Source organism: Vulcanisaeta souniana JCM 11219 (assembly GCF_026000775.1).
GTDB classification, from domain to species: Archaea; Thermoproteota; Thermoprotei; order Thermoproteales; family Thermocladiaceae; genus Vulcanisaeta; species Vulcanisaeta souniana.
In genome coordinates this window covers 818,291-834,063 of the sequence record NZ_AP026830.1, presented here as the reverse complement: position 1 = coordinate 834,063, position 15,773 = coordinate 818,291, and the positions used below count along the sequence as shown (strand labels likewise).

17 protein-coding genes are annotated in these 15,773 nt (G+C 44.7%); 13 read left to right on the top strand and 4 right to left on the bottom strand.

Translation table 11 applies throughout. The features are described from left to right. The first annotated feature begins 33 nt into the window (after positions 1-33). From Vsou_RS04390 to Vsou_RS04365, 6 genes are all read left to right on the top strand, one after another. Entirely contained in the window at positions 34-678 is a 645-nt protein-coding gene (locus Vsou_RS04390) for a hypothetical protein (RefSeq protein WP_188602473.1), read from the top strand. Between the two features lie 280 nt (positions 679-958). Beyond that, positions 959-1,345: a PaREP1 family protein gene (locus Vsou_RS04385; RefSeq protein ID WP_188602474.1), complete on the top strand. Its 387-nt coding sequence runs from the start codon at positions 959-961 to the stop codon at positions 1,343-1,345. 113 nt (positions 1,346-1,458) lie between these two features. Next, positions 1,459-1,773, top strand: coding sequence for a cysteine hydrolase family protein (locus tag Vsou_RS04380; protein ID WP_264890774.1), 315 nt, complete (start codon positions 1,459-1,461; stop codon positions 1,771-1,773). After that, a complete protein-coding gene (locus Vsou_RS04375) occupies positions 1,728-1,946 on the top strand; it encodes a cysteine hydrolase (protein ID WP_264890773.1) in 219 nt (72 codons plus the stop codon). Before Vsou_RS04380 ends, Vsou_RS04375 begins: the two co-directional genes overlap by 46 nt. Positions 1,947-2,180: 234 nt before the next feature. Further along, positions 2,181-2,324, top strand: a complete 144-nt coding sequence (locus tag Vsou_RS04370; protein WP_188602475.1) for a hypothetical protein — start codon at positions 2,181-2,183, stop codon at positions 2,322-2,324. A 54-nt stretch (positions 2,325-2,378) separates the two neighbouring features. Then, positions 2,379-3,599, top strand: a complete 1,221-nt coding sequence (locus Vsou_RS04365) for an MFS transporter (RefSeq protein WP_229709688.1) — start codon at positions 2,379-2,381, stop codon at positions 3,597-3,599. Position 3,600: 1 nt separating this feature from the next. Here the strand turns inward: Vsou_RS04365 and Vsou_RS04360 are convergent, their stop codons facing one another. Further along, positions 3,601-4,251 (bottom strand): PD-(D/E)XK nuclease family protein, encoded by a 651-nt coding sequence (locus Vsou_RS04360; protein ID WP_054843434.1) that lies wholly within the window; start codon positions 4,249-4,251, stop codon positions 3,601-3,603. An 81-nt stretch (positions 4,252-4,332) separates the two neighbouring features. On the opposite strand from Vsou_RS04360, the gene Vsou_RS04355 reads away from it, so the two are divergent. The 7 genes from Vsou_RS04355 to Vsou_RS04325 all read left to right on the top strand — a co-directional run bounded on the left by Vsou_RS04355 (position 4,333) and on the right by Vsou_RS04325 (position 13,336). Further along, positions 4,333-5,889, top strand: a complete 1,557-nt coding sequence (locus tag Vsou_RS04355; protein WP_188602477.1) for a hydantoinase B/oxoprolinase family protein — start codon at positions 4,333-4,335, stop codon at positions 5,887-5,889. Between the two features lie 137 nt (positions 5,890-6,026). Beyond that, complete coding sequence (locus tag Vsou_RS04350) at positions 6,027-6,347, top strand: nucleotidyltransferase domain-containing protein (protein WP_054843435.1); 321 nt, start codon at positions 6,027-6,029, stop codon at positions 6,345-6,347. A gap of 149 nt (positions 6,348-6,496) precedes the next feature. Next, positions 6,497-9,919, top strand: coding sequence for a hypothetical protein (locus Vsou_RS04345; protein ID WP_188602478.1), 3,423 nt, complete (start codon positions 6,497-6,499; stop codon positions 9,917-9,919). Between the two features lie 4 nt (positions 9,920-9,923). After that, positions 9,924-10,586, top strand: a complete 663-nt coding sequence (locus tag Vsou_RS04340) for a hypothetical protein (protein WP_229709689.1) — start codon at positions 9,924-9,926, stop codon at positions 10,584-10,586. A 1-nt stretch (position 10,587) separates the two neighbouring features. Then, entirely contained in the window at positions 10,588-11,511 is a 924-nt protein-coding gene (locus Vsou_RS04335; RefSeq protein WP_188602479.1) for a DNA double-strand break repair nuclease NurA, read from the top strand. 398 nt (positions 11,512-11,909) lie between these two features. Further along, positions 11,910-12,275, top strand: a complete 366-nt coding sequence (locus Vsou_RS04330; RefSeq protein ID WP_188602480.1) for a hypothetical protein — start codon at positions 11,910-11,912, stop codon at positions 12,273-12,275. 2 nt (positions 12,276-12,277) lie between these two features. Continuing rightward, positions 12,278-13,336 (top strand): hypothetical protein, encoded by a 1,059-nt coding sequence (locus Vsou_RS04325; protein WP_188602481.1) that lies wholly within the window; start codon positions 12,278-12,280, stop codon positions 13,334-13,336. Here Vsou_RS04325 and Vsou_RS04320 read toward each other — a convergent pair. From Vsou_RS04320 to Vsou_RS04310, 3 genes are read right to left on the bottom strand one after another with little or no spacing between them, the layout of a single operon-like run. After that, positions 13,323-13,910, bottom strand: coding sequence for an endonuclease dU (locus Vsou_RS04320; RefSeq protein WP_054843439.1), 588 nt, complete (start codon positions 13,908-13,910; stop codon positions 13,323-13,325). The two genes, Vsou_RS04325 and Vsou_RS04320, sit on opposite strands and share 14 nt — an antisense overlap. Then, complete coding sequence (locus tag Vsou_RS04315) at positions 13,907-14,032, bottom strand: hypothetical protein (protein ID WP_264890772.1); 126 nt, start codon at positions 14,030-14,032, stop codon at positions 13,907-13,909. Before Vsou_RS04315 ends, Vsou_RS04320 begins: the two co-directional genes overlap by 4 nt. Next, on the bottom strand, positions 14,032-15,696 hold the full coding sequence (locus Vsou_RS04310; RefSeq protein WP_188602482.1) for a hypothetical protein: 1,665 nt from the start codon (positions 15,694-15,696) through the stop codon (positions 14,032-14,034). The genes Vsou_RS04315 and Vsou_RS04310 overlap by 1 nt, the downstream gene beginning before the upstream one ends. Between the last annotated feature and the right edge of the window lie 77 nt (positions 15,697-15,773).

Here is a 15,773-nt window from a genome sequence, read left to right as displayed (position 1 = left end):
GTTCTTAAATACTTCCTATTATTTGAGATAGTAATGGCTGGTGGTGAAGGGCAGGGTGGTGATAAGGAGAGGATGATTTATCTCTATCATGGTGTTTCGAGGATTTTCGATGGGTATATAGTGGGTATAGGGTTGGGTGCGTTATTGGTCATAATTCTTGTGACCATAATCCTAGCCAGTGATGATAATGTTGCCGCCCTTATACATAATTTCGGCATATTTCTCATAATAATTGGTGTTATAGGCTCTCCTTTCACTTTCTTCTTCATGTACAGAGGCTTTACCTACTTGGCGATGGCGGATAGGGGTAGGTACGGCATTGGCGCGTTTGGCGCCATTTGTTCACTAGCACTGAGTCCGGCTCTCATTCCAGAGGGTGTATTGCTTCTCGTACTAAGTATTTCCTACTTCATTTTCATAGTTATGAGTGTGGTGACGATTATTGTTGGTTTCGTATTTGAATTACTTATGTACATAGCCCTGTACAGACTTGGTAACTATTTCAATATGGGCTACCTAACCGCTGGTATTATTATTTCATTATTTGCCACTGTACTTTCAGCGATACCTGTGATTGAAATTGTAGGAGGCATTATAGGTCTTATTGGCTTTGTGCTGATTCTTGTGGGCCTTAATGAGATTAAAAAGAGCCTTGAAAGGATAATTTCCTCTGGATAAATCTACGGCGATAATAATGAATAGTCAAGATAATTCATCAATAAATTATGCGAACAGGCTCGCATTAATTTACAGCGATATTTCCTGTATTTAAAATGGTACGTACATAGGCTTATTGCTTAGCACTATGTATGGCTTAGTCTTCCCCATACTGGATTTACTGGGTTAGGTCTCAGTTATGTGCGCCGGGCCTTAGGTTATCCATTAGGTGCGGTTAAGGGGTGATTTGGCGTAATTCCGGGAAAGGGCTTATCAATGGTCTTCGTACTTAATTTTGATCATGAGCCAGGGATTCAATGAGTCGCGGAAACGCGCTGAGTTGGCAATAGTCATGTTCAATGAGGGTCTCAATCTTATTAGTAAAGGCGATATTATTCAATCGAGCGAGAAGCTTTACAAGGCCGTGGAGGAGGCCATCAAGGCATTAGCCATTGCCAAGAACCTCGATGAGGCGAGGGAAGCCCTGGAGAAGGGCAGGTGGACCGTGAGCCTATTGGATAGGGCAGCCATTAAGTTGGGCGACGGTGTTAGGCAGGCATGGGCTGAGGCCTACTTTCTACGTGTGAATGGCTTTCATGAGGTAAGGATTGGAATTGACGAGGGTAATGCGAGGATACCAATTATTCAGAGATTGATTGATTATGTTAGGAGGGAATTTGCCATTTAAGGTAATGATTGACGTACTTGATTATACAGAATTAGTCGCGCCTTAACCATCCTGTCCTTAGCATTCTTTACAGGTTTTGCCCTGTAGGGAAATATTAACCATGTGAGGTTTACGTGCCTGGGCATATGAAACCGGCTTTAATTGTGATAGATATGAATAAGGACTTCGTGTATGGAAAGTTGGGTAATGAGAGGGCGAGGAACCTAGTACCTAGGCTTAAGAAGCTGATAGAGAGTGCCAGGGAGGAGAGGGTGCCCATTATTTACGTTGGCGATGCCCACCTACCCACTGATCCAGAGATGAGGGTTTGGGGCGAACACTCAATGAAGGGTACGGAGGGTGCTCAGGTAGTTGATGAACTAAGGCCGAAGGGGGTGATTACGTGCTTGAGAAGAGGACGTGCAACGCATTTTATGAAACTAGCCTGAGCCTGCTCCTGAGGTCCCTGGGTGTGGACACGGTAATCTTCACTGGGCTTCACACCAACATATGCGTTAGGCACATGGTGACCATTATCATTCTAATATTTGCCACGGTACTCTCGGCAATACCCGTGATCAACTTCGTGGGAGGTGTCCGGGTCTTGTTGGTTTTATATTAATGCTGGTTGGCTTTAACGAGGTTAAGAATAGGATTGAGACGTGGATGGCGCCTAAGTGGTTGCGGTGATTTCAAATGCATGATGCAGTTATGGATAGGGAAAAGCTGGAGCTGATTTATAATGGGGCTACCAAGATTCAGGAGAGTATGTATATAGATATTGGGCTTAGCTTATATAGGCTTGGCTCAGAATTCAACGCCGACGGATTAAAAAATTGGCGTGGTCATAACCATTATGACTGTATTCATATTGATATCACAGAATGTTATAGCAGCCATAATAGGGATTGTGGATGTAATACTAATGCTTATGGGCCTGGGCGATGTTAAGAGGGCTATTGAGAGGGAACTGGGTATTGTCAATCGAGGGCCACCTTAATGGTTGGCTTACGGGGAATTTGGTTTTTATAGGGATTTGATTTTGATATCGACTGTGCCCAATTGGGATAGGGACGTATGGCTACTCCTTACTTCAAGGGGTTTGAGGAGCGTGGCTGGTGGTGCGCTTGGCGTGGTGACAGGGCTTTACCTGTATTACTATCTGCACTTGTCATTAACTGAGGTTGGCATTTTCTTCGGTGTTGGCGCATTCACAGCACCACTCCTCTCGCTCCTCTTCGGTAGGTTAGGTGATAGGTACAGTAGGAAAGCCATACTACTGCTTACGTTAGCCTTTCTGCCCATAGCCACGGCAATACTCCTAATCACAAGGTACTACCCACTACTCCTGCTTGCTGCTGCATTGGGTGGTTTCGGAACCGCAGGTGCACTGGCCAGTGGTAGTGTCGGTGCTGTGGCAGCCCCAGTCCAGACTGCGATACTGGCTGATAGGACGGAGGGTATGGATAGGTCGATGGTCTACGCAATCTTCAATCTGGTCTCCGGGACAGCATCAGCAGTAGGTGCTTTATTTGCAAACCTCAGTTACCTGGACGTTTTTTACATGTCCCTAGCATTATCAGCAATGAGCCTACTCATTGTACTACCGATTAGGGAGGAGCATAAACCTAGACGGCGAATCAATGATGATCCAAACGGTAACTCTAAGACGATAACTCAGCAGATAAGGAGGGATCTAACGTACATAAAGAGGTTTGCAATTGTTGGTGCATTGAATGGTACTGCCCAGGGATTGGTAACACCATTCCTACCAATAATATTTAGAATTGTTCTCCATGTGAGTAATGGTGTTGTTGGTGACATATTCTTCATCGGAGGCCTCGCGGCAGCCTTCACCTCACTCACGGCACCAATCTTCTCGAGGGCCTTTGGACTTAGGGATGCCATAATTATCCCGAGAATAATCTCAACAATAGCCCTAATATTCATACCATTCTCAACGACGCTCTACCTGGCCGTGGTGACCTACGTGGTTTACGTAATGTTCAGGGTATCATCCCTAGCCCCACAGCAGGCCTTGATGATGGAGCTTGTTGGCAGGGGCAGTAGGTCAACGGTCTCTGGGGTTAATCAGGCGGCGCGATTATTGCCATCAGCGACGGCAACGACTGCGGCAGGCCCAATGCTTGACTACCTACCAATCCCTGTGCCATTCACCATAGCCTTCATCGTGAATGTCATAAACATAGCCCTTTACAGAAGGTTCTTCCCCAACCCAAAGCCAACGCGTGGTGGGGTAACCGTAATTGAATAGATTAAACGACCTCAGAAGCCCTAACCTCAACACCCAACTCCCTAGCCAATTCAAGAGCCTTCCTCCTAATTACCGGACCAACGATGAGTAATCTCGGCTTCACCTTATTAACCCTCTCATAGAGGACTCCCTCCCTGAATAGTTCAGCCACGTCACCACGGTCAATACTCACCCTATACACAACGAGTATGTGCTCATTATCCCTAATGAGAACATCGACATCAATAATAGACGGGCGACCAAATACGAAACCATCGCTGTCATAGTAAGTCCAATGCTTAACCTCGTAAACTTTAAGCAGGTCACTGACTAGGTATTTAATGGACTCCCTAAAGGCTTCCTCCGTGAAAAGTCCGTATCTATAGCCCAATGCCGTTACTGAGGATGTCAACTTCTCAATACTAGTCTGCATAACGATTATGACCTCACCATGCCTCCTAACGTCCTCACTCAATGCTTCCACGGCTTTTCTTAATTCGCTTATTTCTTCGCACTGCTTAGCAACAATATCCTTCAAGTCAGTTATGGCCTTAACTAGGTTGTCCACTGAGGACTTAAGATCACTGATGCCTAATAATCCCATTACCGCATACCTGAACTCCTCATCCTCCTTAAGTAGCCTCAAAAGCTCCTTCCTTAAATCAGAGCCCATGTACTAATATGGAAGTCGAACTTAATTATTTAAACCTACCCATGGCAATGCTTTATTAGGGGTTTGGAGAATATTCCCAGAATGGTTTCGTGGGAACTCATGTTTAGGGCCTCGGTGTTCATTGCCGAGGAAATGGGCGTTGCACTGCGTAGGTCGGCCTTCTCACCGAATATTCGCGAGAGGATGGACCACAGCTGCGCCATAACGGACGCGGAGGGCAATATCGTGGCTCAGGCGGAGCACATACCGGTGCACCTAGGCTCCTTCAGGGTTGGTGTTAAGAACTTACTCAATTGGCTTAGTAAGGAGGGTGTTGAGCTTGGCCCTGGCGATGCCGTATTACTCAATGACCCATACATATCCGGTACGCACTTAAATGATGTCATGGTCATGGAACCGATATACGTAGGCAATAAGCTCATTGGCTATGTCGTTAATAAGGCGCACCATGTCGACGTAGGTGGGCCGGTGCCAGGTAGTATTAATCCCAGCGCTAGGACGATTTATGAGGAGGGCTTGGTAATACCGCCGGTCAGGGTTATGATTAAGGGCGAGCTACAGCGTGACATACTCAATATAATACTTAGTAACTTCAAGACTCCAGAGACGGCGATTGGCGATATAACGGCTCAATTGGCCGCGAATAGGGTTGGGGTTGCCAGGGTTAGGGAGTTGGTGGAGAAGTACGGCATTGATAACGTCGTTAACGCGTGGAGGGAGGGTATCGAGTACGGCAGGAAGTTAGCCCTGATAGAGATTGGTAAGTGGCCCAGGGGTGTTTATGACGCAGTGGATTACATGGAGCTTAGTGATGAATTACTGCAAATCAGGGTATCCGTGGAGGTGGGTGAGGAGGGTGTTAAGGCTGACTTCAGTGGTACTCATGGACAGGTTGAGGCGCCAATAAACGCTGTTTACGGCGTAACATTCTCCGCAGTATCATTTGTAATAAGATCATTGATACAAAGTGATATACCAACTAACGAGGGCTTCTACAGCATTATAAACGTCATAGCGCCCGAGGGCGCACTCGTTAATCCAAGGAAGCCTGCACCAGTGAGTGGTGGCAATGTCGAGACGACGCAGAGGATCGCGGACGTAGTCTTTAAGGCATTGGCCAAGGCGCTGCCCAATAGAGTGCCGGCGGCTGGGTCCGGAACCATGATGAATGTAATGATAGGCGGGACACTACCCAATGGAGGGTACTGGGCGTACTACGAAACGATTGGCGGTGGGACTGGCGGTAGGCCGGGCAAGCCGGGCGTGAGTGGTGTTCATGTTAATATGACGAACACGTTAAACACCCCCATCGAAATCGCCGAGAGGCAATACCCACTATTATTCACTGGGTATAGGATTAGGGAGGAGAGTGGTGGTGATGGTTCGTATAGGGGCGGTGACGGCATAATCAGGTCATTCAAGGTACTAACTAAGGCGAGACTATCAATAATGGCTGAGAGGTTTAGGACAAGGCCATGGGGCCTGTGGGGTGGTGGTGATGGAGCACCAGGTAGGGTCACCGTTAGGAAAAGTGATGGCGAGGTCATTAATCTACCGAGCAAGGCGACAATAGACCTGGAGCCAGGTGATGAGGTAATAATCGAAACACCAGGGGGTGGGGGGTGGGGAAGGTCATAGTCTTTATTAAAGAAAATATGTTTGATCCGCTGTTATTTATTAATGTCTTGAGTGCCTCTTCATTGTTTTTATTAATTTCCAAGCCGTACAAGGAAAAATGGCTGAAATATCAATTAAGGTTGTTGGTGAAGTAATGAATGGTGAATTATGATTATTTAATTGAGGATGCCAGGAGGAGACAGGATGTATTTAGAAATCTCGATAGGTACTTACGTATTATTAAGGAGGTTGTTAAGTCCATAGATCCCAATGCCGAGGTCTATTTATTTGGTTCTGTTGCTGAAAATAGGTATGCATTATCGAGTGATATTGATGTGTTGGTGATAACCAATGTTGATCCAGGGATTATTCTCGAGAGGCTGTGGAAGGCAGGTATTGAACCTCCCTTCGAGATCCATGTTAGAACGCCTGACAAGCTAACTTATTATGAGAGGTTCAGCAAATTAATTAAGGTGTGATGTTCGACGCGTCGCATGAGACTTGGGTGATTTAATATTATTTTTCAATATTGAACTATTGCTGTATTGGTGGGCGTCATCAATGTTGTAGGTTGGTTTATTTTGTTTGTTTTCTTAATTAATGGCTCATAGTAATTCAATCATTGATAATGTATAGTAAGTTTGGGTTTATTGATAGGCCGTTGAATCCCAGTGGAGTTCCACCTATTGAGCGTAGGTACTCGCCAGTTGGCTTTGAGGGTGAGCTTGAGAGGGTTAAGACCGCGATTAATGCCTTCCTCAAAGGTAGCGATAATATTGCTGTGGTCATTGTTGGGCAATATGGTTGGGGCAAGAGTGAGTTGCTTGATGCAGTTGAAGCGGCGGCCCAGGGCCTTGGGCTCAAGGTCCTTAGGCTTCCGCTGTCCTTCGGCCTTGATATTAATGTGATCATTAATTCATTGCTTAAGGCCCGTAGTAGCCCTAGTGAGCCTTTGCTTCTGCTTATTGATGAGGCTGATGAAGTTAGTAGGGCCGTTGAACTTAGTAATGCCCTTAGTCCAAGCGATGCTGGCAAGGTTAGAGACTTGGTCATTAAACTTGGTTCGTTGATTAGGGCATTAATTGAACCCAGGAATTATAAAGATGTATTTGGCATTGATCCAAGGAGGCTTAGTAGGGTTATGGTTGTCCTAGCCTTCACGCCACAGCTTTATTACAACATCCTCAAGAACATGGTGCCTGACGTGTTCGACATAACGAGGGGCAGGGTATACATGGAGGTCGTGCTTGACGAGAGGATGCCCCTATGGTTATACGAAGCAATGCTGCTGCAACGCTTCAACGCCTACTCCACCGACGAGAGACTTGACCTCGTTAAGAAGGGCTTAATTAATGGGCTTCACCCACTAAGGCGTGAGTATCTTGCGACGCTTTATGAGTTAGTGGCTAATACAGAGGGCGGTAAGGCTTCACCGAGGGCCCTGGTTAAGTTCACGTCTAAGCTCCTGGACGTGACTGTGGATAAGGGTAGGGAGCTTAATTATGAGGTATTTGAGGAATTCCTAAGGAGTGAGGTTGCCGGTGACGAGTTGAAGGCGTACCTAGATGTGGTTAATGAGGGGCCTGATGATGAGAGAGGTTCCCGGGTTTTCAGGGCATTACTATTGTCTGGTTTTCCTAGGGGTATCAATGACTTGAGTTCCGAACTTGGGTTTGACGTGACTTCCTACATAAACGCATTGACTAAGGCGGGGCTCGTTGAGGAGGTGCAGGTGGCTAGGTTTAGGCTGGATAATAATGGATTGAGTAGGGTTAATAATGAGTTGGTTAGGTTGGGGTTGGCGCCAATTGAGGGTGGTTTGAGGGATATATCTATAAGTTATGGTTCGTATTATACGGCGTACGAGGGCGAACCCGTGGTCTACGTTGTTTTTCCAAGTAATGCTAAGGTTTCATCTGCCGTAGGTATAACTAGGGCATATCAAGTGTCTCCTAGGTTGCACAGGATCCTCGTGTTTGGTAAGGAGCCTGAGGAGATTATCAGGGCTAAGGAGGAGGTTAGTAGGGCAATTAGTATTGTTAATGCCTTCCGTGAGGACCTAGCCATGGAAGTCGTTAAAGCCGCAATTGATTCCCAGGTAATGCTTTATCCAGAGTCAGGTGCCTGGTTTGGTGTCATTGAGAATTCACTTGATGCTAGGATTGGTATTATTGTGGGCATTGATGGTGAGTTTGACCAATTTACCAAGTTATTGAGTAAAGTCGTGAGCGAAGGTGTAATACCTGTTAATGGGCAGGAGAGAATAATCGATGCGTTGTTGGTGGTTGTTCTCTCAAGGACGCAACTTACCAATGATATTGTTAGAAGTGTCGTTGAGCCGGTTAGTAGGTTGTCGTGGAAACTCGTACTTGGTCCAGTAACGGACTTCACCTACTTCTCCGTATTCGGTTCTGACAGAATTGATGAGCTTAGGTCCATAGTGATTGGGTCCAGGCTCGAGAGATTGGATAGGGTCCCGAGGGAGTACTCGGTATTTCTCGAGAGACTTAATGACTATAGGGATGAGGTACTGGCGTTTAGGGATAGGGTTAGGCAGAGGGTTCTTCAGCACACAATGGCAATTAGGCGTGGCGCTAAGGAGTCTAAGGATGCAGTTATTAGGCGGATAGTCGAGGCCTGGGTTAAGGGCGAGAACCTTGAGGATCAACCTGAGGTCTTTAGGGATGATAGCGGTAAAGCAAGGATCAGCACCGTTGAGTTGAGCTTCATAAATTACCTCAGATCATTAGGTAAGCAGAACTTTACGACAAAGGAGCTCGAGTACCTGATAAGGAGGCTATACCCAACTCATCTATGGAGGGAGTTCAGGGAGAGCGACTTGATTAAGTTACTTAGCCTTAGGGGTTTATTGTTGCCCATTAATGATAACTTAACGGAGTACGCACCCTACACCCCTGAACTCGTGCCGCAAGTACTGAATGTACTTGATAACTACCTAAATAGGCTTAACGAGACGCTTTATAAGCCGTTGTCCATGAGCATTGATGAGTTGAAAATAAGCATCGAGGTTAAACCCGGATTTAATATACAGGGGAGTGACTGTGAGAGGTCTCTGACGGTGCTAAAGGCCGTTCCAGAGACATCAAGTGAGTTCCTAAAGAAATACTCATTGTTTATGCTATGTGTTGATAAGTTGGAAAACGAGGTTGAACAGAAACTTGGGGAATTAAACAATGAATTAACATCATTATCATCGACCCTAAACAACACTATTAGGGATATAATGAATAAACTTAATGCCGCCAAGAACATTGATGAGTATCTACCTGGCCTATCCATGGAAGTGGAGTCAAAGATCAATAACCTAGTTGAGAGGATTAAGGCGTACCTAATGAGAATTAGTGGCCTTGAGCTAGATAGCATTAAGGAGAGCTTGCCAACCATACTTGAAGCCATAAACTCAGAGGCCAATGACTTGGTCAACCTAGTAACCACGCTAAGAAACATTGAGGATAAAATTAAGGAGTACATGGAACTAACAAGCGTTCTTAGTAATGCATCGGTTATAACTGGTATTGAGATTACTTCAATGAGTATTAATGACTTTACAAACGATCTGCTGCCATTGGTAAGGCTCGGCTCTCTAAATGCCCTAAGCAATTACTTAAATGAACTAATGCGGGTAGCTGAGTCCAGGCGCAAGGAGCTCAGTGATGTCTTGAGTAACGTCAATGCATTAATTGATAAGTATGCAAAAATAACAGCATGGCTAAAGAAGAGAACTAATAACAAAGTGGTGAGTAAGTTACTGAGTGACGGTGTTCCTGAAATGCCGAAGCCATCACCAACATTTGATAATGCCAAGTACATCGTTGATGCGATAAGGGGTGTGAATAAGGTTATTGAGAGTATTAGTAAGGGACTCAATATACCAAGAGAGTTACTAACAAAAATAGCGTCCCTGGGGCCTAACGTGGGTATTGATGAGGAGGATATTGCCAAGGAACTCAATATGGATATGTCCATGATTAATAAGTACCTAGAGAGTATGTGGAGGGCTGGTTTAATTGATAGAAAGTATGTCACGTGAGGTGATGATCATGAGGATAGCCGTACTTGGTCTAGAAAGGAATTGCGTGAGTAGTAATGCACTCAGTTGTAACGGTGATATTAATAATGCAACCGCAATCATTGACTTAAATGGTGGCCTTAGGAATCTAGACATAAAGGCTCAATTAATAATAACGCAGGGGCCAGAGGCCTTTGCTTCCGTTAAGAGGCGCATCATTGGTGAGGTGGCTGTTGGGAGCATGGTGTTAAGGACGTTAATAGGTCTTGGGGAGCTCAATGGTGATGTCGTTATTAAGGGTACCAAGGGCGAGGCCTTCGGCGTTTCACTGAATGGTAAGGTAATATTATTTGCAAGGCCATTGCTTATTTACCTGCTTCATGATCCAGAACCACTAGTAAATGAGGTAAAACTGCTACTAAATAGTACTCAGTCTGGTGTTAGTGTTGATGATGTGGTTAAGGAGCTCGTTTCGATGGTAATATCGGAGAGACGTAATAAGAAGGTTTCACGAACACTGGCATACCTGGAGGAATTCCTTCAGGATGGTGATATAGGTAGGTTACCGCCTTACATACTTGATGCCCTGGCTAGTGTGGGTGCTGTTCAAGGTAATAGTGTTAATAGGGAGTTGATTGAGAGAATAATCAATGAAGTGAGGGCTAGGGTATATCCAAGGAGGAGTTGATATGTTTAACGACGTAATAATAAACATGCTGGAGCTCATTGAAACAAGGATAACTCAAATAAGGGACAAGGCGCTTGATTTAATTAATGATGCCAGTAACTTCATGAAATACGTGTCAGAGGTCGCCCCAAGTAAAGAACCTGTTAAGTTCATAGCCGCTGATTCAGGATTCACTGAAATAACGTACCTAGGCTTTAGAATAGCCGTTATTAATGTAGCAATGATTGTGAATACTGATGGTAAAGGGCGCATACTAAACAGGTTTGAGGCGCTGCTTGGTGTTTCAGGCGATGAGTTGGAGAAGATGGCACTAGATATGGAAGCTAAGCATGCACTGGATGCATCAAGGTCATTTCAAATAAACGTGGTACTACTTGATGGTGCTATAATTGGGAGGAATTATGTGAGTAGGTTTAGCGTTCCAGTGATTGCTCATGTTAAGGACGTAAAGAGCAACAGGTACTTGCAGGGAATAGTCGATACGGAATTCAAGAATTACGTTAGCAGGGCGCTGCAAATAATGGAGGAACCATTAATAATGCACGTAATAATGGAGACCTATAGAATCAGGAATAAAACCTCTGTTGCATTAATGACAAAGCCGTACATTGTGGGTAGGGTAGGTGATAGAGACGTCTATGGATTCTATGTTCAATACCTACCAGCTACATTACCAATATATACAGAGTACATGGGTAACCCAAGCAACATACAGCAGGTAATATCGCGCATAGTTCCACTATCAACGATGCCAAGATTAGGATACCCAGCCCCACTATATATAGTTGACAAAATGGCAAGGGTAAACACAAGCCTTAAGGACATGATAAGGCTCATCATGGAAAAACTAGGTGGCGACGCCCTAAATGAGTTGAGAGGTATGTACCTAAAAATGGGACTAAATGAATATGTAAAAAGTAAGTAATACGCCCAATCAATGATGAGTTTTATTGATATTTATTTAATGGACTTTATTGAGGTTTATGATTATTGGATCTATGGTGATTCATGGTAAAATCAAGAATGGAGAAGGAGTAAGTCTAATTACATTATTCCAATGGGGCCTATCTAGGTATGGGAATGCAGGTAATGGCGTTAGGTCATCCCGGGTTCAATTCATCATTCCGGTGGTCAGTAGCGTCCTTTGCCTAATCATCAAGGTTTTTATTTCATACCTGATTAATAATTGTTTCGTCATTACGATAAGTAAAAAGTATGTTCATTCATGATCGACCGCATAGTTCACCATAAAGGACTAGGCTTTAGATGTTTCGTTGTAATGACCATTAAATAAATAAACCAAGAGATATTATGTAGGGGTGAATGTTAATTTATGTTATTAAGGCAATGGATGAGTTCAGGAGGTGTTTAACTATTTATGATGAGTTTGAGTGCTCGGCTTACCTTAATAGGACATACGGCACTTGGTTCATTAGGCTTAGTAATGATGAGGCCAATGCGGTTCTTGACGAGGCCTCCAGGGCATGTACACAAATGGAGGGCAGCTTCCTCTACTGCATATTCTGTGTCGGTTCTCAGTGTGGTATGGAACCCTCCGAGCCCGTGGTTAAGTACATCATTGAGTGCCTCGATAAGTTAAGTATTAAGCAGGATGTAAAGAATGCCCTAAGAAGCATGCTTAATAAGGCAATGGAGGTTAATTCAGAGATCGTGTGTTCAGGCGAGTGATTATGTTTAAACGGGTATTTTTTGGCGGTCTCTTCAACGAGCTATCCCAGGATGTTTATAAGAGGTGGTTTGTTTATCAAATGAGGGTCTCTCAGGCATTGCTAGGTCTTTCCATAGCATCATTCGTAATTGGTTCAGCAATACTTGCGTTGAGACTTGGTCATCTACATGGGGATTTAATGCTTGGCGGTTTGGTCCTTTTTTATATTGGCATTATGTTTAGCCAGCACCCTGGTTTTACCAGGGTTATGCCGAGCCCATTTGCATCATTATTAATTGGTTTATTGAGTATCACGTGGTTTGTGACTTACGTGTTCGGACTGTGGTTTAGTTGGATTGTGGGGGTTCTTTTAGTGCTTTATTACGTGCTACTGATCATTAGGGGTGGTTTGGGTAGAAAGCCACTTTATTGGCCTAATACGTTCTTCCTAAGCGGTCTCATTGGTCTCGCCATTGCTTTCTACATGGGTAGTGGCTTGGGGCTATTGGTTTTTCCTGTGGCATCTATTGTTTCTCTCATGAGACGCGTTGAGAGCAGGCAAAAACCTATTTATGCAATTGACGTTTCTTATGCCGTATTGCTGCCAATAATGACGTATTTCCTAAGTAGTCCCATTGCCCTGGCCGTTCTCTCCCTACTCACCCTTGTTGTTATTGGGATACCAAGGGGATTCGGCCCTGCCTTCAAGACAATATACTCCAGGGCCTACCCAATTGGTTCGTCCCTTGGTAGGGCATCCCTAGTGATAACTGCCATTCTGTTATTAATTGGCGTTCCCCTTGGTGATGCCGTACACATGTTATTTTTGGGCTTTATAGCCGTGATAATGTCATCACTTTGCATCCCAATGCTTAACCCGGGAATTCTTTGGTTCTCGATGAGACATTACGGCATTGCCGGTTTTGAAATACCCGCTTTGCTCTTTGTATCGGCCATATTACGAGCCATGTACTACATTGTTGGCCCTCTATTGATCATGGTGTCCCTGGTCCTCGTATTTATTGCATATATTGAGGTTGCCGTGTCATACCTAAGTGGCGAGAGGATCAAGGTATTTTAGTATAATTCAGTAATGCATTTGCGATTAGCCTGGCAACCCTAATTGGTTCGGGCCTCTTGCCCTCCTTAATGAACTTCCTAATTATAGTCCTAGCCGTCCTATAGTCAATACCCGTAAACCTCACGTAAATCTTCAAACCACCGGGTAACAGCATTTCATCGGGTTTGCCCAACTTCTCATAAAGCCTTATCCTCACGTCTGAATCACCCGGGAATAACTTCCTCAACGCATTTATGACATCACCCTCTGGCTCCTCAAAGGTTAGGCACATTATTGGTAGGCCCAACGTATCCGCCAACTTTTCAAGGTCAACTATGTTGTACCAGGATATTATGCATCCATCAATCATCACCAACTGAATATCATTCCTATTAAATGACCTGTACAGGCTTATTACAGCATCCGTAGCATCCAAACCACCAACGGTAGTCCTACCCAACGACACACCATCAATAACGCCATCACTCCTCATGACAACACCAACCAGTATTGAATATCTAAGGTCCAGCCTAAAGCTCTCGGCTATACCAAGGGCCCTCACGCCAGGCTTACTAACAAGCGCGTCAATACTCATACTATCCCAATCACGTAGCACTCTATGCCTGTTATAATACTTAACGCAAATGCGCAGTCAATCATTACGGGTATTGATCCCTGGAATTTACAGTAATGATTCTCATAGGTGACCTCAATCATTAAGTAATTTGAATAACTTTACCGTATTTACATGCATATGTCTGCGGGCTCCCATAGTAATTGGTTGCATTAAGTATAAAGCCGAATGTGGGTAAACCATAGACCTGAGACGCATCAACTACCGAGACGTATAGATTTGTACCAACACCAATATTGAAGAGCTCAACCCACGTGCTCTGTGTTGTTGATGAAGTTGATGGAGGCAACAGCATACCCGCAATGCTAAATATGGCACTACCCATGCTTAATAAGATCTCGAGAGGCTCAGAATTAGGTATTAAAGCGGCTAATCCAAGGGCTATGCCCGTGAGCCCAGTGCCGAGCTGTGGCGCACTTAAGCCGTATGCAGTGTTAATACCGCCGAGCTGTATTTGGTATTGCCCACTGACTATGTTTACGGGCCCATTACATTCATAGAGATATTCAGAGCCTGTGGTCGTGTATTCAAAACTGGCATAATCAATCACGGACGACGCATTTAAGGCGGAGTAACCAAAGTACTTCTCGGCTAATGGTACGGCACCGTAATACAGCAAACTTATTGTGCCATTACCATAGTCAAGAGCGTAACCATAGGTGTCGTATTCAGGTACGTAGAGCACTTCGGAAACGGTAGTTGAGCCCAAGTACTGTGTGTATCCAGTCGTTGGATCAACGTACCAAGCATCATACTGAACAATGGCCCAAGTGGCATCTTCATAGTAGTAATATATGGAGCCTGGCACATTCACCTGTGAACCAAGCACGTACTCCCCGGTATTGTCAACCCAATTCTCCTGGGTACTATAGGATGTGCCTATATCTCCGTAGCCCGCGGCCATTGCGTTCCAATTAATTGTGCCTGAGAAGTAAATAGCTAATGTAATCCCAAGCCCCTTATCATAACTTAACACACCATTGCTCCATGTGACCCAGGCCAGTGGTAGTGAGCCATTTATGCCTAGGCACGTTGATTCCGGTATAAATTCGTAGGGTAGCGGCATGTAAATACTCGGCTGAGGACCACTCACGGAACAATTATAAAGCACGTAACCGCTATACGATCCAAAGACCTGAGGATCAGTCATGTTGGGTATATGGTTCATAGCTATGATCCTAAATGGCTTAATTGAGCTTACGTTTATGTATACCGTGGCCAATATGTACATGGGCGTAATGCCAGCCGCTAGGCTAGGCCTTTGTGCTGCCAGGGCCCAGCCTACATTGTATGGTACTACCATGGGTATTATCCAGGACTCATTATCGTGGATGTACGTCACAAACACTAGTAATGAAGTGTCATAACCATTCACCGGCATTTTAGTCTCGAGCCACTTATTCACGGCATATGCCCAGTCAGTATTGTTAAATGGTACGGTGACCGAACTACCGTAGGCATACATCACCGGCATTATGCCGTTTGGTAGGTTCACGTAAACACTGATGAAGGCATTTACGGGTGTTATTGAGGATCCGTTAATGAGGTACGTCCTAATCACCACGCCGGGCAGCATGCCCCTTATTGGTGGTGAGCTGTAATACGTTATCGTGCCCGTACTAACCCTAATCACCTGCGCAGGGCTTGGCTGAAGCGTTACTACATCCAGTGTAGAAAGTAGTATTGAGACTGTAGTGATTATTAGTATGGCCATTGTTATGAATGCTAACCTATGCCTCGTGATCATTGTTATTGAGTTATTTTATCTAATATGTATTAATTAATGTATTATTTTATTTGATACATATCGCCGAAGCCGAGGAA